The 19,935-nt window shown below is 49.4% G+C and carries 21 protein-coding genes; all 21 read right to left on the bottom strand.

Annotated features, from left to right (window positions below; all coding sequences use genetic code 11):
* Positions 1 to 22: 22 nt before the first annotated feature.
* On the bottom strand, positions 23 to 1,333 hold the full coding sequence (fliY, locus tag MHI42_RS35120) for a flagellar motor switch phosphatase FliY (RefSeq protein WP_342422178.1): 1,311 nt from the start codon (positions 1,331 to 1,333) through the stop codon (positions 23 to 25).
* Positions 1,323 to 2,321, bottom strand: a complete 999-nt coding sequence (gene fliM / locus MHI42_RS35115) for a flagellar motor switch protein FliM (RefSeq protein WP_039295181.1) — start codon at positions 2,319 to 2,321, stop codon at positions 1,323 to 1,325. The genes fliY and fliM overlap by 11 nt, the downstream gene beginning before the upstream one ends.
* Positions 2,322 to 2,361: 40 nt before the next feature.
* Positions 2,362 to 2,829: a flagellar basal body-associated FliL family protein gene (locus tag MHI42_RS35110; RefSeq protein ID WP_039295180.1), complete on the bottom strand. Its 468-nt coding sequence runs from the start codon at positions 2,827 to 2,829 to the stop codon at positions 2,362 to 2,364.
* The gene (locus MHI42_RS35105; RefSeq protein ID WP_039295177.1) at positions 2,826 to 3,050 is read right to left on the bottom strand and encodes a flagellar FlbD family protein; all 225 of its coding nucleotides are present in this window, start codon (positions 3,048 to 3,050) and stop codon (positions 2,826 to 2,828) included. Before MHI42_RS35105 ends, MHI42_RS35110 begins: the two co-directional genes overlap by 4 nt.
* A gap of 114 nt (positions 3,051 to 3,164) precedes the next feature.
* Positions 3,165 to 3,983 carry a flagellar basal body rod protein FlgG gene (gene flgG, locus MHI42_RS35100; protein WP_171716089.1) on the bottom strand — a complete coding sequence of 273 codons (819 nt, stop codon included), beginning with the start codon at positions 3,981 to 3,983 and terminating at the stop codon, positions 3,165 to 3,167.
* Positions 3,984 to 4,107: 124 nt separating this feature from the next.
* Positions 4,108 to 4,491: a TIGR02530 family flagellar biosynthesis protein gene (locus MHI42_RS35095; protein ID WP_342422177.1), complete on the bottom strand. Its 384-nt coding sequence runs from the start codon at positions 4,489 to 4,491 to the stop codon at positions 4,108 to 4,110.
* Complete coding sequence (gene flgD, locus MHI42_RS35090; protein WP_342422176.1) at positions 4,488 to 4,973, bottom strand: flagellar hook assembly protein FlgD; 486 nt, start codon at positions 4,971 to 4,973, stop codon at positions 4,488 to 4,490. Before flgD ends, MHI42_RS35095 begins: the two co-directional genes overlap by 4 nt.
* Positions 4,974 to 4,999: 26 nt before the next feature.
* Complete coding sequence (locus tag MHI42_RS35085) at positions 5,000 to 6,460, bottom strand: flagellar hook-length control protein FliK (protein WP_342422175.1); 1,461 nt, start codon at positions 6,458 to 6,460, stop codon at positions 5,000 to 5,002.
* Between the two features lie 22 nt (positions 6,461 to 6,482).
* The gene (locus tag MHI42_RS35080) at positions 6,483 to 7,439 is read right to left on the bottom strand and encodes a kinesin (RefSeq protein ID WP_342422174.1); all 957 of its coding nucleotides are present in this window, start codon (positions 7,437 to 7,439) and stop codon (positions 6,483 to 6,485) included.
* An 18-nt stretch (positions 7,440 to 7,457) separates the two neighbouring features.
* A complete protein-coding gene (fliJ, locus tag MHI42_RS35075; RefSeq protein WP_171716092.1) occupies positions 7,458 to 7,901 on the bottom strand; it encodes a flagellar export protein FliJ in 444 nt (147 codons plus the stop codon).
* 6 nt (positions 7,902 to 7,907) lie between these two features.
* Positions 7,908 to 9,233: a flagellar protein export ATPase FliI gene (fliI, locus tag MHI42_RS35070; protein WP_231637677.1), complete on the bottom strand. Its 1,326-nt coding sequence runs from the start codon at positions 9,231 to 9,233 to the stop codon at positions 7,908 to 7,910.
* Positions 9,214 to 10,062, bottom strand: a complete 849-nt coding sequence (locus MHI42_RS35065; protein ID WP_342422173.1) for a FliH/SctL family protein — start codon at positions 10,060 to 10,062, stop codon at positions 9,214 to 9,216. The genes fliI and MHI42_RS35065 overlap by 20 nt, the downstream gene beginning before the upstream one ends.
* Positions 10,055 to 11,071, bottom strand: a complete 1,017-nt coding sequence (fliG, locus tag MHI42_RS35060; protein ID WP_036692485.1) for a flagellar motor switch protein FliG — start codon at positions 11,069 to 11,071, stop codon at positions 10,055 to 10,057. Before fliG ends, MHI42_RS35065 begins: the two co-directional genes overlap by 8 nt.
* Positions 11,072 to 11,075: 4 nt before the next feature.
* Entirely contained in the window at positions 11,076 to 12,665 is a 1,590-nt protein-coding gene (gene fliF / locus MHI42_RS35055; protein WP_342422172.1) for a flagellar basal-body MS-ring/collar protein FliF, read from the bottom strand.
* Positions 12,666 to 12,699: 34 nt separating this feature from the next.
* Positions 12,700 to 13,008, bottom strand: a complete 309-nt coding sequence (gene fliE / locus MHI42_RS35050; protein WP_039295158.1) for a flagellar hook-basal body complex protein FliE — start codon at positions 13,006 to 13,008, stop codon at positions 12,700 to 12,702.
* A gap of 28 nt (positions 13,009 to 13,036) precedes the next feature.
* On the bottom strand, positions 13,037 to 13,483 hold the full coding sequence (gene flgC / locus MHI42_RS35045; RefSeq protein WP_042138162.1) for a flagellar basal body rod protein FlgC: 447 nt from the start codon (positions 13,481 to 13,483) through the stop codon (positions 13,037 to 13,039).
* Positions 13,484 to 13,489: 6 nt separating this feature from the next.
* Entirely contained in the window at positions 13,490 to 13,897 is a 408-nt protein-coding gene (gene flgB / locus MHI42_RS35040) for a flagellar basal body rod protein FlgB (RefSeq protein WP_039295153.1), read from the bottom strand.
* 375 nt (positions 13,898 to 14,272) lie between these two features.
* Positions 14,273 to 15,673, bottom strand: coding sequence for an ATP-dependent protease ATPase subunit HslU (hslU, locus tag MHI42_RS35035; protein ID WP_039295151.1), 1,401 nt, complete (start codon positions 15,671 to 15,673; stop codon positions 14,273 to 14,275).
* A gap of 33 nt (positions 15,674 to 15,706) precedes the next feature.
* Positions 15,707 to 16,249 carry an ATP-dependent protease subunit HslV gene (gene hslV, locus MHI42_RS35030; RefSeq protein ID WP_039295147.1) on the bottom strand — a complete coding sequence of 181 codons (543 nt, stop codon included), beginning with the start codon at positions 16,247 to 16,249 and terminating at the stop codon, positions 15,707 to 15,709.
* A gap of 146 nt (positions 16,250 to 16,395) precedes the next feature.
* Entirely contained in the window at positions 16,396 to 17,775 is a 1,380-nt protein-coding gene (gene trmFO / locus MHI42_RS35025; protein WP_342422171.1) for an FADH(2)-oxidizing methylenetetrahydrofolate--tRNA-(uracil(54)-C(5))-methyltransferase TrmFO, read from the bottom strand.
* Positions 17,776 to 17,798: 23 nt separating this feature from the next.
* Positions 17,799 to 19,895 (bottom strand): type I DNA topoisomerase, encoded by a 2,097-nt coding sequence (gene topA / locus MHI42_RS35020; protein ID WP_039295145.1) that lies wholly within the window; start codon positions 19,893 to 19,895, stop codon positions 17,799 to 17,801.
* Positions 19,896 to 19,935: the final 40 nt, after the last annotated feature.

The following is a 19,935-nucleotide window of genomic DNA, read 5'->3' as shown; positions in this document are numbered from 1 at the left end:
ACAAAATCCTCCCTAAGTATGCTTATTGTAATTTTTGTATACGGTCCCACTGGCTGACGATATCCGTAACGCGGACACCGAAGTTTTCGTCTATAACTACGACTTCCCCCTTGGCAATGAGCTTGTTGTTAACCAGAATGTCAACAGGCTCGCCCGCCAGTTTGTCCAGTTCGATAATCGAACCTTGCGACATTTCCAGAATATCTTTGATCTGCTTCTGGGTCCTTCCTAATTCTACGGTTACTCTCAGTGGTATGTCCATCAATAAATTTAAATTATTTTCGTCAATATTGCCAAAAGCACCTGCACTGAGGTTGGCAAATTGTACCGGCTGTACATTCACATTGCGATTAGGTGCAGAATTCTGCTGCGGCGCCTGCGGATATGGCATTCCTTGAGGCGGCATTCCGTAAGGCGGCATTCCCGGCATTCCATAGGCTGGCATACCGGCCGGAGGATAATAATAGCCACCTTCAGGCATTCCCGGATATGGCGGCATCCCCTGCGGCGGATATTGAGGAGGGATCCCTCCTGGGTCAGGTGCCGGCATCTGCTGCTGTACCGGAGGTGCTGCCGGAGCAGGTTCTGGTGCAGCGGCGGGTTTGGGAGGTGTTGTGGTCGATGCAACCGCCGCTTCCTGGTCAGCCTGGCTGACATCGCCCAATAGCATGGTCACCATGTCTTTGGCGAACGGTACCGGCAGCAGCTGCATAATCGTGGAATCGATCAAATCGCCGATCTTCAGCCGGAACGAAATCTGGATTAATGTTTCATCATCCGGCAGGCTTCCAACCCCTTCTCCACTGGACATATTTAGAATATCGATGCCTGGAGGAGAAATATTGACGAATCTGTTAAATATAGTCGACATGGAAGTAGCGGATGAGCCCATCATCTGATTCATGGCTTCCTGCACGGCGCTGATATGAATTTCATTCAATTCCTCGTCTTTGGGTTCACCTTCACCGCCAAGCATTAAATCGGCAATAACCTGTGCATCCCTGATCTTGATGACCAGTGAATTGATCCCCTGGAAACCGTCCACATACTGTACATGGACTGCGACATGAGGTTTAGGGAATGCTTCCTCGAACTCACTGCGGGTAATAATCGATACCTTTGGAGTCGTAATATCAACCTTTTTGCCGAGCAGAGTGGACAGCGCAGTCGCTGCACTGCCGAATGTAATATTTCCAATCTCTCCCAGAGCATCCTGTTCAAAAGGTGTTAAATAATCATCCACTGTCTTCGGCGAGGGAGCCAGGTTACCTTCCGCAGACTGTCTAAGAAGAGCATCTATCTCTTCTTGGGACAAATAATCTTTACTCGTCAAACTCTTCAACCCCTTCGCTGACAATCTCGTCTATTTGCACAGCCACTCGTTCTTTGATTATCCCAGGACTTCCGATGAATTTCAGCTTGTCCCCTACCTTGATTGACAGTCCGGAATCCACAGTCTTGTTAAGAGAAATCACGTCGCCGACACTGAGCCCGAGAAATTCAGCAATGGATAACCTCGATTCACCCAGCTCTGCTACTATCGGAAGCTGAGCCCGGTGAACTCTTGCCCGGATGGCTTCAAGCTCAACCTCATCCCGCACCTTCTTCTCGGATACAAACCACTGGTGAACAGACAGCCTCGACATAATCGGCTCAAGAACAACGTGAGGGATACAGAGGTTGATCATCCCGGTGGTATCTCCAATTTTGGTGCTGAGGGAGATAAGAGCAATCGTTTCATTTGGCGATACAATTTGCATAAACTGCGGATTCGTTTCCAGTGCTTCCATCCGTGGATGAATGTCCAGAACTGTCTTCCAGGCTTCCTGCAGACTTTCGAAACATCTGCTGAAAATTCTCTCCATAATTGTCGTTTCGATTTCAGTCAGGGCGTTAATCTTCGAAGGTGCTGTACCAAATCCGCCAAGCAGTCTGTCCAGCATGGCAAAGGCAATATTCGGATGCACCTCCATAACCATTCGGCCCTCTAAAGGTTCGGCTTCAAAAATATTCAGTATCGTCATTTTGGGAATGGAGCGGATAAACTCATCATAAGGGAGCTGCTCTACTTGAACGACACTGATTTGTACAAAAGTGCGCAATTGGGCCGAAAAGTACGTTGTAAGGTAGCGGGCAAAGTTATCATGGATCCGGGTAAGACTGCGGATATGATCTTTGGAGAAGCGTACGGCCCGTTTGAAATCGTAAGAGCGGATTTTTTTCTGGGTTTCTTCTTTTTTTAGTTCATCAGCATCCATTTCACCGGATGAGAGTGCAGCGAGCAGAGCATCAATTTCATTTTGTGATAGTACATCAACCAATTTCAATCACCCCCCCATCAAAGAATTATCCCGCCAGCAGTTACATTGGTGCCAAGATGAATTTGGTGAATTCGATCTGGGTAATCGTGCCTTCAGTCAAATTCTTATTGATTATGTTCACCAGTTTGCTGCTGAATTGATCTTTGCCGCTGGCCCCGTTTAAATCCTCAGGCCGGGCATCGGCAATCGCTTTGATAATAAGCGGTGCAATTTTAATAGCTTTTATCTTTTCGAATTCTTCCTTGGACTTCGCTGAATCTAGCTGAAACGCGATGTCAACTGAAAGGATATAATCGGGATCGGCAAGATTAGTTTTGATATCAGTGATTTCCGCCGTCAAGGCGACGATTTCATCCGCGCTTAGTCTCTTGGCTTCCACGTTCTGGACAGCCTGATTCACATCATTCGCATCACTGGGGAAAAACCTGTCCATTAGTAAAAATGCGGCTACTACAATGAGCGTAATCGCCAGTAAAATCGTAATGAGCCATGGCATCATCTTCTTCATGAAAGCTCCTCCATCGATTGGACTTTAATGGTGGCAGCATGTGTGCCTATGTCCCTGTTGTATTCCTTGATCTTCTCAATGACTTCATCAGCCTTTTCAAGCACAATCAGCCTTTTACCGGTTACGAGCGTGATATACGTATCCGGAGATTCTTCAACCATTTCAACCAGCAGGGCATTTAACCACATCGCCGCCCCATTCAATCTTGTTACCGAAATCATAACAGGCCTCCTAACAAAATAGGGGGAGGAGTCCCCCCCACGACTATAATAACAATACCGCCTCAAGCGGAAAGTTATTATTATACAGCAAGTTTATGACTAACCTTCAAAAACTTAACGCTTGAGGTTAACAACTTCCTGGAGTACTTCATCTGAAGTTGTAATAATACGTGAGTTCGCCTGGAAACCACGTTGTGACACGATCATCTCCGTGAACTCGTTCGTCAGATCGACGTTAGACATTTCCAGCTGGCCGGCAACAATTGAGCCTGTTCCCACTTCAGCATTGTTGGCAGTAGTCGGTTCCAGCGCCCCCTCTGCGTTGGCATTCAACGTCATCCGGTACAGATTGCCGCCGATTTTCTCAAGACCTTGCGGATTGCTAACTTTGGCAACGGCGATTTGAACCCCTTGTTCAGTCGTCCCGTCAGCCATCGTCTGAACAATGGTACCGTCACTTGAAATAGAGAATGCGGTAGCCTCTTCAGGCAACTGAATGGATTCCCCATCAACACTCACGACATGAAGACCATCGGAAGTAATGAGATTACGGTTAGAATCCACATGAAAATCTCCTGCGCGTGTAAGGAAAGGCGTCTCCTGATCATCCGTGAGTTTTACCAGGAAGAATCCGTCTCCGTCAATCCGCAGATCCGTAGGGTTATTAGTTGTCATGGCACTGCCCGCCAAATGCATCGTGTCCACAGAACCAATGCTTACCCCTAGTCCAATCTGTTTGGCATTAACCCCGCCTTGTCCGCCATCAACAGGTGCCGTAACACCGGATACCGTCTGGCTCATGATGTCTTTGAACATTACACGGCCTGATTTGAAACCGATGGTGTTGACGTTGGCAATATTGTTACCGATAACGTCCAGCTTAGTCTGGAACCCGCGCATACCAGATACTCCTGAATACATAGATCTTAACATTATTTGTCGTCCTCCCGGATTTAGAGTCTTTGAAGACTCTTAAAATTAGAATGATGGAAATTGGAGTGATGCCCGCGTCAGTCGGTCGGCGGACATTCCGGCTCTCCAGTTAGGACCAGCCGGTTTATGAAATAATTACTGCACTGTCAATCTGCGTAAATACATTATCTTTCATAGAGTTTCCATCCATAGCTGTAACTACGGTGCGGTTGGCAACACTTACGATTAACGCCATATCTTTCATCAGGATCAGCGATTCTTTGCTTCCCTTGGCCGCTGCCTTGTCTACCGCGGACGAGATCTGATCCAATTGTCGGCTGCCAAGCTCGATTCCCCGCTGTTCAAGCCGCTTTGCCGCATGATTGCTGAACTTCAGCATATTCTTCTGCAGCACGCTCTCAAATGAAGCTTCAGAGCTTACAGAGCACTTGGCTGACTGCTGACGCTGAAGTGTTGAAGGGTGTACACTAGACGGATACAGCTGGCCTATTGTCAGTCTGTCGCTCATGTGGTCGCCCCGCTCTCCCCGCCGCCCGTTGAAGTATCACTGCCCGCTGCCGGTTCAGCAGAAGGATTCTGAATTTGCGTGATATCTGTTAAGGCGATCCGCTCACTGCCTACTACCGCGTACTGTACACCGCTGCTTACAACAATGGATTCTACATTGCCTGATTTTGGTAATTTGGTTTGGGCATCTGTCCAAGTGACATCTTTGCCGATCAGACCGGATACAGAACCTAGTGACTGATTCAGTGCCGTAAGCTGGGTGGAAATGTTCATTAGCTGTTCGACAGATGAGAACTGGGCCATCTGGGCGATAAATTCCTTATCCTCCATCGGCTGCATCGGGTCCTGATTCTGCAGCTGGGTAATCAATATTTTAAGAAATTGATCCTTGCCCAGTGTCGAGCTGCCTGTTGTCTTGGTAGTTGAACTATCCGATACGTAATTCCATGAGTTACTGCCGGAAACGGGATTCGTTGTTGCCATTTCATTTCACCTCGCTTGTCCAGTTATTATACTTTGGCTGAAAAACTGCCGTTCTGATTATTATCTTGCTGCGTAGCCGAGACCCAATCTTTCCATTCTCCATTAAGCTCTGCGGCTAGCACCGCATCTGCTGATTCTTCCTGGCGCTCTCTAGAGCGTCTGCCCTGCTGTTGTCCGCCAGCTCCCGTATGTTGACCCTGCTGTCCGGTCCATTGTGACTGAGCCGATGGGTTGTTCTGGGTTACCTCAAGTCTTTCTACCTGTAGGCCTTGGGACTGTAAAGCTAAACGAAGCTGGTTCATCTGCTGCTCAAGAATATCCTTCGTCCCGCTATGCTGGGTCAGGAATTGGGCAACCAGATTACCATTTTGCATCGATATTTTCACATCGACTTGTCCAAGATTCTCCGGGAATAAGGTGATTGTAGCCTCAGCTACTCCGCCCTTTTTGACGATCTCCAATTTACCGCTGATAAAAGTGTTCATTTCCTGAGCGAATTGCTGAACCGGCACTGGAGAGGATGGTGCTTTCAGTGGTGCGGAAATTCCGTTACTGATTGATAACTGGCCTGCTGTAACGATTTCAGGCTCGTCAGCTGATGTTTTGACGGCCGGCAAAGCTTCCTCGGCAGTTGCCGTCTCCTTGACTGTAGCTATCCCCGCGGTAGGAACCTGAGGGCTTTCTTCTGCAGTTACGGTTGTACCGTTTACTGCTGCTGGTACTGGAGCAGATTCCGTCTTAACTGCGGCATCCAAAAATGTACGGATGTTTGAAACTACTCTTCTACTATCATCAACATTCTGTTTGGTTTCTGTTCCGGATGCCTGCTTAAGCGATGCTGACGAAACCTCTGTTGTACTTACTGTCTTAAGCTTGGGTTTGTTATCGGCAGGCACGCTTTCAGCCAGAATAGCCGAGAATTGATTCAACAGTGCAGCACCTTTGGCTGCTGTTTCTTCACTTCCGCTAACAGCTGCATCCTGAACCAGTTGGACCAGGCTGTTCAGCTCATCCTGGACTGCAAAGCGCAGGGTTTCCGGGTTCTGGGCAATTGGCGACAGACCTGTTGATGCTACTGCTCCAGTGTCTGATGCATCCGTCTGTTCAGCCGGAGTATTACCGGATAAGAGCGCCGACACTTGAAGAATCCACCCTTGAAGAGCAGCAAGCAGTGCGGGATCAGCCTCCAGACCTGCATCCAGATTCTCCATGTCCTGAGTTAGGCCTTCCAGAAGTTCTGATTTCTTGGCGTCCGTGCTGGCGGACTCTTCACCCTTGGTCTGTACCGCGTTCAGAAGACCCTGCAGCAAGGAAGCCAGATTGCCTAATACAGGTGCTTCCGTCCCTTTAGCAGCAGTGCCTCCCATGCTTTGTACAAGCGTCTGGGCAAAAGGTGTAGCCGTACTGGCAGTTCCACTGGTACCCGTTGACGTTCCACCGGCAGCAACCAGGTTACCTGCACTTAATGTTTGTACGATTAAACTCATCTTTTTCACCTCCCTTCAAGTGTTATTTACCGCCCATCAGCCGGTTTACAATTTTGGCTGTCTGTGCGCTGTCATTCTTGGTCATCTCCCCCAGGATAGAGGAGCGGACAGTATCACTGACTGTATTCAGTATGGTGATGACCTTATCCGGGCTAATACTGTACATCGAACCCAGCAGTGTAGCCGCGTCAGCAGCAGGCATTGAGGTAAAAGTCTGGCTGAGCTTTTCCTGATCAAGATTAGCTGAGGCTGCAGCCGTGGTTGTACCGGCTTCATCCTGTTTCAGTCTCGATTGAAGGGCTGCAATAGCCATATCGGTTGAATTCGTTGTTTCTTTTAGCTTTATAGACACATCCGCAGCTTTTTTCGGGTCCATTTTTTCCAGGATGGCCGTTTTGCTGGCATTGCTCATCACACTGAAGATTTGGACCATTTCATCTGTGGTCAAGTTCTCCATAATCGGTGCAGCTTTGGAGGCCTTCATTCCCGCGTACAGCTTGGCCAGATCCGTAACCTGCTTGAGATATGGATCTTCCTCTTCCTCAGTGGCTGCAACTGCCGCCGCTGCTTCCTTCATCCCGTCAATCTGCTTCTGAAGCGCCTCAGCTTTGTTAGCCTCGGACGCCTTGTCTTCTTCTGTCTGTTTCAGCTGCGCTGCCTGCGCGTTAAGCTGAGATTTCAGCTCTTTAATCGTGCTCTCCGAACTCGCAGCCTGCTCTTTACTTTCAGCTTGCGGATCATCTGCGGTTTCTCCGGCGGTATCCGAATCCGGATCCGGGGCAGGTTCAGGCACCCATTTCTCCACCACAGGAATCTTGTTCGCAATCTCAAGGACATTATTCCGGATGTCCATATTAAATAGGGTCAACAGTACTCCAAGCAGTACAAGCGTGAAGATGATCGGAATCATCAAGAATAAAAAACGCTCGAATTTACCTGCCGACCCTTCATCTTCAAGTTCCATTTGATTATTTGCCACTAGCGGAAACCTCCCGGGTTAGAGGGATTTCATCGCGAAGCGGACGGTAGCCATCTCATCCAGTTCGTTTTGTTCCCGTAAACTCATATTCTGCAGAAATGCTGTTTGTGCTTTGTCTTTGGCCTTGAGCCATACCTTCTCATCCAGAACCTTGGTACTGAGATGGTCCTGCTTGCTCTGAACCTCTGTATGCGCCCGGCTGATATCGGAATGCTTGCGGGCAATGCACTTATCCAGATAATCCACATAATCCTGCATTTCGCGAAGCTTAGCCATAGGTGTCTTTTGCTCAGCTGCACTCTGTAAAGACGACATTACCGCATTGCGCTGTATAATTAATTCATCAAGGCTTTTTTCCTGTGCCTGCAGTTCTCCGAGCGCGCTTGAGAGCATCCACTCTGCCTGTGTTTTTTCGTTACCCTTCAAGTCCACCACTTTTTGAAAAGTATAATGGAATCTCATGATCAATCAACTCCTCGAGAACTGTGAAATTAAAGACTGCTGCACTTCGCTAAGGGTTACCTTCTCATTCACTTTTTGCTTGGTGAAATCCCAGATGCTGTCGATGTAATGCATCGATTCATCGATTTGGGCGTTCGAGCCTCTTTGGTAAGCTCCGATATTGATCAGATCCTCGGAATCCTTATAGACCGCCATAAGCCGCTTTACATTCTCGGCTGCAGCAATCTGCTCTTCCGGTGCTATATCCTTCATCACACGGCTGATGCTGGAGAGAACATCGATTGCCGGGAAATGTCCTTTATTCGCGATATTCCGGTTCAGGACAATATGTCCATCCAGGATACCGCGCACAGCATCGGCGATCGGCTCGTTCATATCGTCACCGTCAACCAGCACTGTATAAAATGCGGTGATGGACCCTGTGGGGCCTGTTCCGGCCCGTTCCAGCAGCTTAGGCAGACTGGCAAACACCGACGGGGTGTACCCTCTCATTGCAGGAGGTTCACCTACCGCCAGCCCAACCTCGCGCTGGGCCATGGCATAACGGGTAACCGAGTCCATCATCAGCATGACATTCAGTCCGCGGTCACGGAAGTATTCGGCGATTGTAGTGGCGATCAAGGCACCTTTGATCCGGATCAGCGCCGGCTGATCCGAAGTAGCCACGATAACCACCGAACGCTGCAGCCCTTCCGGCCCCAGGTCGCGCTCAATGAAATCAAGCACTTCCCTGCCCCGCTCACCGATAAGGGCAATAACATTCACATCTGCCGAAGTGTTACGGGCAATCATTCCCATCAGTGTGCTCTTGCCGACGCCAGAGCCTGCAAAAATGCCGACCCGCTGTCCTTTACCGATGGTGAGAAGTCCGTCAATCGCCCTGACCCCGATGCTGATAGGTTCAGCTACACGCGGACGGTTAAGCGGATTGGAAGGAATGTTGAAGGTCGAACTGTGCGGCATACGGGCGGGAATGAGTGAGCCGTCAAGCGGCTGGCCCAAACCGTCAAGCACCTTGCCCAGCAGCTCCGAGCCCACCTGCACACTCAGCGGCTTACCTGTGCCGACAACATCACAGCCAGGCCCGATGGCCTGCAGTTCTCCAAGCGGCATCAACAGCACCTTGTTGTCACGAAACCCTACGACCTCTGCCTGAAGCGGTTTAGTTCCTTTGGCGGGATAAATAAAACACACATCACCGATGCTGGCATCCGGACCTTCCGACTCCACCATCAGTCCGATGACCTGGGTAACCTTGCCGTTAATCCGGACCGGGTCAAAATTACGCAGCTGTTCTTTGTACCTTCCGCTGTCAAGCATCGTCTTCCCCATTTCTGTGTTCACCTACGTCCAGGGCGATTCGCAGCAGTTCTTTTTTGATCTCAGCCAGCTGGGTATCCACACGTGCGTCGATGCTGCCAAAGGAGGAGCGGATGACACAGCCCTGATCCTTAACCGTTGAATCCGGAAGAATCTGCAGCTCAGCCTGTGAGTCCACGGCGAGTGAAAGCTCTTCCCGCGCCGCGTTGACAAACGCGAACTGCGCCGGAGAGACACATAAGGAAATCAATCCCTGCTCGCGCTTACGGGCCAGATTCTTGCGGATCAGTTCCATTGCAAATTGCGGTTCCACGGTCAGCTGCTTGTCCACTATTTTCTCGGCGATATCGCAGCTCAGCTCTACCAGAAAAGGTTCAGCTTCCTGAATAATTACATCTCTTGCCCGGTAAGCTTCCTGAAGTACAGTTCTTGCTTCCTCCATCATCTCGGCAAGCCGCTGGGACATCTCCTGCTCCGCATGGGCAAGACCCTCCTGGTAGCCTTGCTGAAATCCTTCGGACTTGACGGCTTCCACAAGATGCTCATCCTGCTCCCTGCGCTGCCGCCACCATTCTTCAGCTTCATTCCGTGCTGATTCCATAATATTCTCGGCTTCCTGAGATGCACTGCTGACCTGCCCTTCAGCAAACTCCTGGGCATCTTTCAGCATTTGCTTGCGTGCCTGCTCTGCCGCTTCCCTGGCGGGATCCTGATAGTGGACTTCGCCTGGAGCCTCCTCGGCAACAGGATCTTCGGTAAGCCCTGCATGATGTCTGGCCTGCTCCAGCCGCTTCAGCACATCTACCGGAACATATTGAGAATGTTTAATCAGCTTAGACAATAATGTCATCTCCTCCGCCACGGGCGATGATAATTTCACCAGACTCTTCGAGTCTGCGGATCGTGCCTACGATGCGGGTCTGTGCTTCTTCCACATCACGCAGCCGCACAGGACCCATGTATTCCATTTCTTCGCGGAAGGTTTCGGCCATACGCTTGGACATATTGCGGAAAATAACATCCCGCACTTCCTCGCTGGCCACCTTGAGCGCAAGCTGCAAATCCGCATTGTCGATATCCTTGATGATGCGCTGGATTGAACGGTTGTCCACATTGACGATATCCTCGAAGACGAACATCCGCTTCTTGATTTCTTCCGCCAACTCCGGATCCTGTATTTCCAGCGAGTCGAGAATGGTACGTTCCGTACCACGGTCAACACCGTTCAGAATCTGTACAATCGATTCAATACCGCCGGCATTTGTATAATCCTGGGTAACTGTAGCCGACAGCTTCTGTTCCAGAACCCGTTCAATTTGCGTAACAACCTCAGGAGAGGTGCTGTCCATAATCGCTATTCTCCGGGCAACCTCGGCCTGCTTCTCCTGAGGAAGGGAAGACAGGATAGAGGCAGCTTGTTCAAACTGCAAATAAGAGAGTACTAGTGCAATAGTCTGGACATTTTCGTTCTGGATAAAGTTGAGAATCTGGTTCGGGTCCGCTTTGCGGGCAAAATCGAACGGTCTTACCTGCAGCGTCGCCGTTAATCGGTTAATAACTTCAAGCGCTTTGGCTGAACCCAGTGCTTTCTCGAGTATCTCCTTGGCATAGTTAATACCGCCTTGAGAGATATATTCTTGAGCCAGACAGATTTGATGAAATTCTGACATGATCGACTCTTTCTCTCCGCTGTCCACCTTACGGACATTCGCAATTTCCAGAGTCAGCTGCTCGATTTCCTCATCTCTTAAATGTTTAAATATTTGTGCCGATACTTCAGGCCCTAGTGTGATAAGCAGGATCGCCGCCTTTTGACGGCCGCTAAGTCCCTGCTGGCTAGCTTTTGCCATTCCTTCACCTCTGTTCTTCAGCAAGCCATGTACGCAGCAGGTTTACGAATTCATCCGGCTTTTTCTTCGCCAGACTTTCCAGCTGCTTGCGGACCTGACTTTCATTCGTCACGCTCTCCATATTAATAGAAGGAAACTCGGTAGGAACCTGCAGCGGAATATCATCTTCCGCTTCTTCCTCCTGCTTATTCTTGCGGCTGCGGTAGATGAGGTAACCGCCGCCCGCACCGACCAGCAATGCGGCTCCGCCAATTGCCCAGATCATCCAGCTAGCCAGTCCGCCGGATGCTGCATCCGCCGCAGTACTGCCAAATTGTTGCGAGAATACCGAAACTTTTTTGGTTAAATCGGCGTCTGTATAAGTAATACCTGAATCTGCCAACGAAGCACGGACAATATTGACCAGAATATTCTGGATCGCCGCTGAAGTTGTATCATCCAAAGTTGTTTGCCCATTAGGTGGTTCAACTGCTACATTAATGGTTAAATCTTTAACAGTATATGGGCTTGCAATAATATCTTTAGTGATTCGATTCACTTCATAGTTCCTGGTCTCCGACGATTCCTCAGAAGAAGAAGTACCCGTGTCAGTCCCCGAAGGATATCCAGAGACATCTTCCGACCCTGTACCAGCAACCCCACCGGATGTATTCCCTTGACCCGAATAAGTATTGCTGATAATTTGCGAACTGATCTCAATCCCTTTCATATTCTCCGCATCTACCGGCAGTACGATTTCTTCCTGACGGTTCTCCTTATCGAAATTGAGCTTGGAGAACACCAGAACATCCACTTTATCGGGACCCGTGAGCGTACTCAGGAATTGCTTGACATCTTTCTTGACATCATCTTCGAATTTCTTCTGCAAAGCGAAGTTCTCTTCAACCTGGCTGGACACGCCAGCTTGTCCGCCTTTGGCTGTCGGCATCAATTCGACTTCATTATTAGTGATCGTAATGTTGTCAACCGGCAAATTCGGCACAGCGGTCTTTACGAGATTGAAGTACCCATCGATATTATCCTGTGTAGGCCTAAATCCGGGATTGAAGCTAAGCACCACGGAAGCCAACGCTTTCTCCTGATCCTCCTGAGAGGCAAACACAGTTTCCTTCGGCAGGGTAATCAGAACCTTGACATCTTTAATCCCCTGCATTCTTCTCATCAGCTGCTCAACTTCGCCGTTCAGGGCATTGTTGTACTTCACGTTGAATTCACTGTCTGTAGTCCCAATCATCGAAGAAGATTCATCAAATACTTTGTACCCGATCGAACCTTCCTGTACGATCCCCTGCGAGCCAATGGCTATCTTGATGCGCGCGGCGTCAGTACTGGGTACTGATATACTCTTTCCATCCGGACTTAAACGGTAAGGAATCCCCGAAGTATCCAAATAAGTCATAACTCCCGCTGAATCGGTACTGTCCAGATCCTGAAAAGCAACTTCATATTCTGTCTTTGATAATTGCATGGTCAAAACTACGATTATTATTATGATGATAAACAGAGTGGAGAAAAATAATATTTTCTGTTTACCGCTGAATCTGTTCCAATACAGGGTGATCTTCTCCCGGTACTGGGCCAATCTTTCATTCACAGTGTCACCCCATCCGAAACGTAGCTAGGATTATTTAGATTTGAGTTCTCATAATTTCCTGATAGGCTTCAATTACTTTGTTCCGGACTTGTGTAGTCAACTGCAAACTCAGCAATGCCTGTTGGGACGAAATCATAGCTTCATCAATGTTGACTTCTCCCAAAACAAATTTGTTACTCATGTCTTTAGCCTGTTGTTCCTGGTCCGCCACCTGATTAAGGGCATTCTCCAAGTATGAACCAAAGCTTTGTCCCGTTTCGGAGACGGCTGAAGCTTCTGAAGCTACGGGTTTCATAGCCAGCGGCTGTACAGCCTGAGTTCCAATCAATAAGTTCTGTATCAATTATTCTCCTCCTAATCAATCAATTCAATTAACGGCCGATTTCGAGCGCCTTACCCACCATCGCTTTGGACGCATTAAGCATCGTTACATTCGCTTCATAAGAACGTGAGGCAGACAGCATGTCCACCATTTCCTTCGTAAGATCCACATTCGGCATGTATACATATCCGTCAACATCAGCATCCGGATGACTTGGATTGTATACGGGCTTCAGCGGTGAAGTATCCTCAATAATCGACTTCACTTTAACACCTTCGCTGCCGCCGCTCATTTTTGAATCTAGTATGTTAGAGAAGCTATCAGCCTGGGCTGTTTCCAGCACTACAAGCTTACGGCGGTAAGGTACGGCTTTGCCGTCAACCACGGAAGCCCTGGTTGTCTCGGCATTGGCGATATTGGAGGAAATCACATCCATCCGCAGGCGCTGGGCAGTCAATGCCGAGGCGCTTATTCCAAAGCTGCTACCAAAGTTCATTATTTATTACCCTCCCTGCACAACTGTACGCATCATAGTAATCTGACTGTTCAACTGTTCAACGTAAGAGTTATACCTCAGCTGGTTCTCGGCGCTCAGCGCCTGTTCGCGGTCCATATCCACATTATTGCCGTTGTTATTCATAGAAGTAGTCTCATCTGTACTGACAACAGCAGCCGGCACGCCAGTTACTGTTCCGAATTGGAAATGCCGGGAGTCTGATACTTTCGCACTCAGCGTAGGTTTCACACCGCTCTCCTGTTGTCTCAGGAAACTTTCAAAACTGACATCAGAGCGTTTAAAATTCGGCGTATCAACATTTGCAACGTTATTAGCCAGAACACTTTGTCGTTTGGTGGCGGCATCTAGGCCTCCCTGTAATCTTTGAAAACTGACACTGTTCAGCAAACCCATGGTAATCCCCCTTCCAAACCTATCATAATGAAAAGAATTCCACAACTTCCCCCGAATTCCTGCTTACTTTCGACAAAAAAAGCTAAAATTTTCATTAATTTGTCGAGGGCAGGTCGAACGCTGTCGATGGATGATTCTTATGTCAATCTCACATACATTGATTCTCTTAGAATTTGTATATTATTACAATAAGAAATAAGCCCTATCTTTTCTGAAAAGAGAGGGCTTAAAGCATGTTTTTACAATATTCTACCTTTTTTATTCCATATAATTCTTTTAATTACTATTATTTAACTCTTTATGCATGATTTTCGAATCGAATTTGCATAGCAATAATTCTTAATACCTAATTTAGCGGGATAACACTCTGTCGCTTTAAAGGATATATTGGCTTAAATCGCGATCCTGGGCGATTCCTGCCAGTTTTTCGCGAACATACTCCGGAGTAATGACCATTGTCTCCAGTGTCAGCTCTGGCGCTTCGAAGGATAGGTCCTCCAGCAGCTTCTCCAGAATCGTATGCAGGCGCCGTGCCCCGATATTCTCCATATTCTGATTCACGGAAGCGGCGATTTTGGCAATTTCCTGAATCGCTTCCTTCTGGAACTGAATTTCGATGTTCTCGGTCTGCAGCAGATGAACATATTGCTTCGTCAGCGCGTTCTCCGGTTCGGTCAGAATAGAGACAAAATCCTCAAGAGTAAGACTGCTCAGCTCCACACGGATCGGGAAACGTCCCTGAAGCTCAGGAATTAGGTCCGAAGGCTTGGCAATATGAAAAGCTCCTGCAGCAATGAATAATACGTAATCCGTCTTCACAGGCCCGTATTTGGTCATCACAGTGGAACCTTCAACGATAGGCAGGATATCGCGCTGCACCCCTTCACGGGATACATCCGGACCGGAGCCTTTACCCTGGCTGGCCACCTTATCAATCTCATCGATAAAAATAATACCGGACTGCTCTGCGCGGGCTACCGACTCCTGAATCATATCATCCGTATCAATCAGCTTGGCAGCCTCATCCTGAATCAGCACCTTACGGGCTTCACGGATCGGCAGCTTGCGCTTCTTCGTACGCTTAGGCAGCAGGCTGCCGAACATTTCCTGCATGTTCATGCCCATCTGGTCATTGCCTTGGCCGGCAAACATATCCATCATCGAAGGAGTGGTGTCTTCCACATCGATTTCAATGATATCGTCCTCGAGCTGACCCGCCAGCAGCTTGAACTTAATGCCTCTGCGGCGCTCGCTCAGACTACCGTCCTCCGGCTCTTCTTTGGCTTCCTCTGCACCGCCGTTATTGCCGCCAAAAATCATCTCGAACGGATTGCGCTGCGATTTGCCCTTAGAGGTCGAAGGAACCAGTATGGCTACAATGCGGTCGTTCGCCAGTTCTTCAGCACGGTCCTTCACCTTCTCGGTACGTTCCAGCTTCACCATACGGATTGAAGTCTCTACCAGGTCACGGACCATCGATTCCACATCACGGCCTACGTAGCCGACTTCCGTGAACTTAGTGGCTTCCACTTTGATGAACGGTGCATTGACCAGCTTGGCCAGACGCCGTGCGATCTCCGTTTTGCCGACACCTGTAGGACCAATCATGAGAATATTCTTAGGAACAACCTCATCCCGGAGCTCTTCGGATAAAAGGCTGCGCCGATACCGGTTGCGGAGAGCAACGGCCACCGATTTTTTAGCCTGTTTCTGACCTACGATATATTTATCCAGCTCTGCTACGATCTGGCGGGGTGTAAGCGATTGATTCACCATTGTGACTTCCTCCCTCTTTCTATGGCACCATGCCTATAATTGTTCGACAATAATATTGGAGTTGGTATACACACAGATCTCGGAAGCGATCTGCAGAGCTTCTCTGGCAATATCCGCTGCGCCCAGATGCGATGCATGACGCTTGAGCGCGCGTCCGGAAGCCAGCGCAAAGTTGCCGCCGGAGCCAATTGCCAGCACGTCATCATCAGGTTCAATAATTTCGCCGTTTCCGGAAATAAGCAGCATGCCCTCCTTGTCCATTACGATCATGAGCGCTTCCAGCTTGCGCAGGATACGATCCTGGCGCCAGTCCTTGGCCAGTTCTACTGCAGCCCGCTGCAGATTGCCGTGATGCTCTTCCAGCTTACCCTCAAACTTCTCAAACAAAGTAATTGCATCCGCTACGGAGCCCGCAAAACCGGCAATTACTTGTCCTCTGTACAGGCGGCGGACCTTCTTGGCCGTCGTCTTCATAATGACACTCTCTCCGAATGTAACCTGACCATCGCCGGCAATCGCGGCATGACCGTCATGTCTTACCGCACAAATCGTAGTCGCATGAAAGCTGGGTAACATAATGGGCACCCTCCTAAAGTTTTGTGAGCGTTAGCATCCCGAAACAGATTGAAAGAAACCTGATCCGGAAGCATACACTTAGTGTTGTGGCATAAGCATTCCGGACCAGCTTCGGACAATCCGTCCCGGAAGCTTGCGTTTAAGCTTTATTGTGCCGGACTTTCCGCTTCGGTAAGCTGAGGTTCTACGACCTCCGGCTCAGTATAGGCCAGGCCTTTGTCTGCAGCATAGGCAGCAAGACTGTCCAGCGCACGGTAAGCCAGACGTTCGTTTTTCTCTTTTTTACTGCGGAATCTCGTTTCAAGCTTTGGCAGCAAGCCAAAATTGGCGTTCATCGGCTGGAAATGCTCGGGATCTGCAGAAGTGATGTAGGCCGGCATGCTGCCCAGCACGGTATCCTGCGGGAAGATCAGACCATCCTCACCGAGTGCCGCTCTGGCAGCGTTCATACCGGCGATCATGCCTGAAGCCGCAGACTCCACATAACCTTCAACCCCCGTCATCTGGCCGGCAAAGAACAGTCTTTCCCGTCCCTTCATTTGATAGGTGGGATGCAGCAGCTTGGGAGAATTGATAAATGTATTGCGGTGCATGACACCATAACGGACATACTCTGCGTTCTCAAGACCGGGGATAAGTGAAAACACGCGTTTTTGTTCGCCCCACTTCAAATGCGTCTGGAAGCCAACCAGGTTATAAAGCGTTCCCGCTGCATTATCCTGACGAAGTTGCACAACCGCGTAAGGAAGCTTCCCTGTATGAGGATTCATCAGACCTACAGGCTTCATCGGCCCGAAGAGTGCTGTCTGCTTGCCGCGCTTCATCATAATCTCGATCGGCATACAGCCTTCGAAGTAAATCTCTTTCTCAAAATCTTTGAGTGCGGCAGTCTCAGCCGAGATCAGTGTATCATAAAAAACATCAAATTCCTCTTCCGTCATCGGACAGTTCAGGTATGCAGCTTCACCTTTGTCGTATCGGGAGGCCAAATACACCTTGCTCATATCAATGGTGTCCTTTTCAACAATCGGGGCAGCCGCATCATAGAAGTAGAAATACTCCTCGCCAAGCAGGCCTTTAATCTCAGCGGAGAGTGCCGGAGAGGTCAGCGGGCCTGTCGCAATGACAACAATCCCTTCCTCCGGTATATGCATAAGTTCTTCATTTATGACTTCTACCAGAGGGTGATTATGCAGCATCGATGTAATCTCACCGGAGAATCCATCGCGGTCTACGGCAAGTGCGCCTCCGGCCGGAACCGCATGCCGGTCAGCTGCACCCAGTACCAGCGAGTCCAAACGGCGCATTTCCTCCTTGAGCACACCTACCGCATTGCCAAGGCCGTTGGCCCGCAGAGAGTTACTGCAGACCAGCTCGGCGAACTGGTCCGTATGATGCGCCGGTGTCTTCACAACCGGACGCATCTCATATAATCTGACCGGAACCCCGCGCGAGGCAATCTGCCAGGCGGCTTCACTGCCGGCAAGTCCGGCTCCAATCACGGTTACTTTAGCTATATCAGTCAATTTCCTTTCCTCCTGTAACACTATTATTCTGCCAGCTCTTCGTTGTCCAGCACTGCCTCGGTATGATCACAAGAAGTGCATTGCAGCTTAGTTCCCTGTTTGTTGCGCTTCTCTACCATCCAGGAGCCGCAGACAGGACATGGTTTAACCGACGGTCTATCCCAGGATACAAAGTCACAGCCCGGATACTGATCGCAGCCGTAGAAGACACGGCCTTTCTTGCTGCGGCGCTCCACAACCTTACCCTCATGACATTTCGGACAGCTTACTCCGATATCCTTAATGATCGGCTTCGTATTACGGCAGTCCGGGAATCCGGAGCAGGCCAGGAATTTACCGAAACGGCCCAGCTTGTAGACCATCGGCTTCCCGCATTTCTCGCATAGCTCGTCGGAAACTTCATCTTCAATCTCAATTTCCTTCATTTCTTCTTCGGCGTAGAGGAGACGTTTCTCAAAAGATTCATAGAACTGGGCCAGTACTTTCACCCAGTCCTCAGCACCTTCCTCCACATGGTCAAGATCCCCTTCCATATGGGCTGTGAATTCCACATCCAGAATTTCCGGGAAGAACTCTTCCATTTGCTCTATGATCAGCTCACCGAGCTCGGTTGGCATGAACTTCTTCTCTTCAATCGCTACATATCCGCGCTTCTGGATCGTCTCCAGTGTTGGCGCGTACGTACTCGGACGGCCGATCCCCAGTTCCTCCAGCGTTTTGACCAGACGCGCTTCCGTATATCTTGGAGGCGGCTGAGTGAAATGCTGCTTCGGCTCAATATCATGCTTGGTTAAGTCATCGCCTGCCTTAAGCGGCGGCAGATACTTCTCCTCATCCGTTGTGCCGTCATCATTGCCTTCTACGTATACCTTCATGAAGCCCGGGAAAGAAACCTTGGACCCGACGGCTCTGAAAATCGCAGTGCCTGCTGTGATATCCACAGACAGCGTATCAAGAAGGGCTGAAGACATCTGACTGGAAACAAAACGCTCCCAAACCAGCTTATACAGGCGGAATTGGTCACGGCTCAGGAATTCTTTGACCATGTCAGGCTCACGGAGCGCCGAGGTTGGACGGATCGCTTCATGCGCATCCTGGGCCCCCGCAGCTTTCTTGGAATACTGGCGCGGTGTCTCGGGAACGAACTTCTCACCGTATTTGGAGAGGATCAGCTCCTTAGCTTCTTCCTGGGCCGTAGCAGACAGACGGGTGGAATCCGTACGCATATAGGTAATTAAACCGACAGTGCCTTCCTTGCCCAGCTCAACCCCCTCATAGAGCTGCTGAGCAACAGACATGGTCTTGGATGCGCGGAAGCCCAGCTTACGGGCAGCTTCCTGCTGCAGTGAGCTTGTCGTAAACGGAGCGGAAGGATGCCGTTGTCTTTCCTTCTCTTTTACCTCTTTAACCTGGAAGGCGGAATTCTTAATAGCATCCAATACTTCCTGTACATCGCTCTCCTGGCCCAGCTCTTTTTTGTCGCCATTCAGCTTGTGGAACTTCGCTTCGAACAAGGAATCGCGGATGCCCAGCTTCGCAGTAATGCTCCAGTATTCTGTGGGAACAAAAGCAGAGATTTCGTTCTCGCGGTCCATAATAATCTTCACAGCTACCGATTGTACCCGTCCTGCGGACAGGCCTTTTTTGACTTTCTTCCATAATAGGGGGCTAATCTTGTATCCGACGAGCCGGTCCAGAATACGGCGGGCCTGCTGGGCATTCACAAGATCCATATTAATTTTGCGCGGTGTCTTGAAAGCATCCTTCACAGCCTGCTTCGTAATCTCATTAAAGACAACCCGGCATTCCTGTGTGTTGTCCAAATCCAGCGCATGCGCCAAATGCCAGGCAATAGCTTCACCTTCGCGGTCCGGGTCAGCTGCGAGATAGACTTTTTTTACTTTTTTGCTGGCATCCTTGAGTTCCTTCAAGATAGAGCCTTTGCCGCGGATCGTTATATATTTGGGGTTGAAATCATTCTCCACTTCCACACCAATCTGACTTTTCGGCAAATCTCTGATATGTCCCATTGATGCCTTTACAATATATTTACTGCCCAGATATTTACCAATCGTTTTTGCTTTTGCCGGTGACTCTACAATAACCAACGCATCTGCCATAGGTTTTCCTCCCAAAAGTTTGTAAGCATACATCCTCCTG

Origin of the sequence: Paenibacillus sp. FSL E2-0178, from assembly GCF_038593005.1 — a bacterium.
In the GTDB taxonomy this organism is placed as follows: domain Bacteria; phylum Bacillota; class Bacilli; order Paenibacillales; family Paenibacillaceae; genus Paenibacillus_AQ; species Paenibacillus_AQ phytohabitans.
Note: the sequence above shows the minus strand (reverse complement) of the source record. Positions and strands in the feature narration are given on the sequence as shown.

Coding starts and splice junctions, on each gene's coding strand:
- MHI42_RS35110 (WP_039295180.1), bottom strand. CDS start 2,829: ATGAAGAAGATGATGCCATGGCTCATTACGATTTTACTGGCGATTACG.
- MHI42_RS35105 (WP_039295177.1), bottom strand. CDS start 3,050: ATGATTTCGGTAACAAGATTGAATGGGGCGGCGATGTGGTTAAATGCC.
- flgG (WP_171716089.1), bottom strand. CDS start 3,983: ATGTTAAGATCTATGTATTCAGGAGTATCTGGTATGCGCGGGTTCCAG.
- MHI42_RS35095 (WP_342422177.1), bottom strand. CDS start 4,491: ATGAGCGACAGACTGACAATAGGCCAGCTGTATCCGTCTAGTGTACAC.
- flgD (WP_342422176.1), bottom strand. CDS start 4,973: ATGGCAACAACGAATCCCGTTTCCGGCAGTAACTCATGGAATTACGTA.
- MHI42_RS35085 (WP_342422175.1), bottom strand. CDS start 6,460: ATGAGTTTAATCGTACAAACATTAAGTGCAGGTAACCTGGTTGCTGCC.
- fliJ (WP_171716092.1), bottom strand. CDS start 7,901: ATGAGATTCCATTATACTTTTCAAAAAGTGGTGGACTTGAAGGGTAAC.
- fliI (WP_231637677.1), bottom strand. CDS start 9,233: ATGGGGAAGACGATGCTTGACAGCGGAAGGTACAAAGAACAGCTGCGT.
- fliG (WP_036692485.1), bottom strand. CDS start 11,071: ATGGCAAAAGCTAGCCAGCAGGGACTTAGCGGCCGTCAAAAGGCGGCG.
- flgC (WP_042138162.1), bottom strand. CDS start 13,483: ATGAACTTTGGTAGCAGCTTTGGAATAAGCGCCTCGGCATTGACTGCC.
- flgB (WP_039295153.1), bottom strand. CDS start 13,897: ATGGGTTTGCTGAACAGTGTCAGTTTTCAAAGATTACAGGGAGGCCTA.
- hslU (WP_039295151.1), bottom strand. CDS start 15,673: ATGGTGAATCAATCGCTTACACCCCGCCAGATCGTAGCAGAGCTGGAT.
- hslV (WP_039295147.1), bottom strand. CDS start 16,249: ATGTTACCCAGCTTTCATGCGACTACGATTTGTGCGGTAAGACATGAC.
- topA (WP_039295145.1), bottom strand. CDS start 19,895: ATGGCAGATGCGTTGGTTATTGTAGAGTCACCGGCAAAAGCAAAAACG.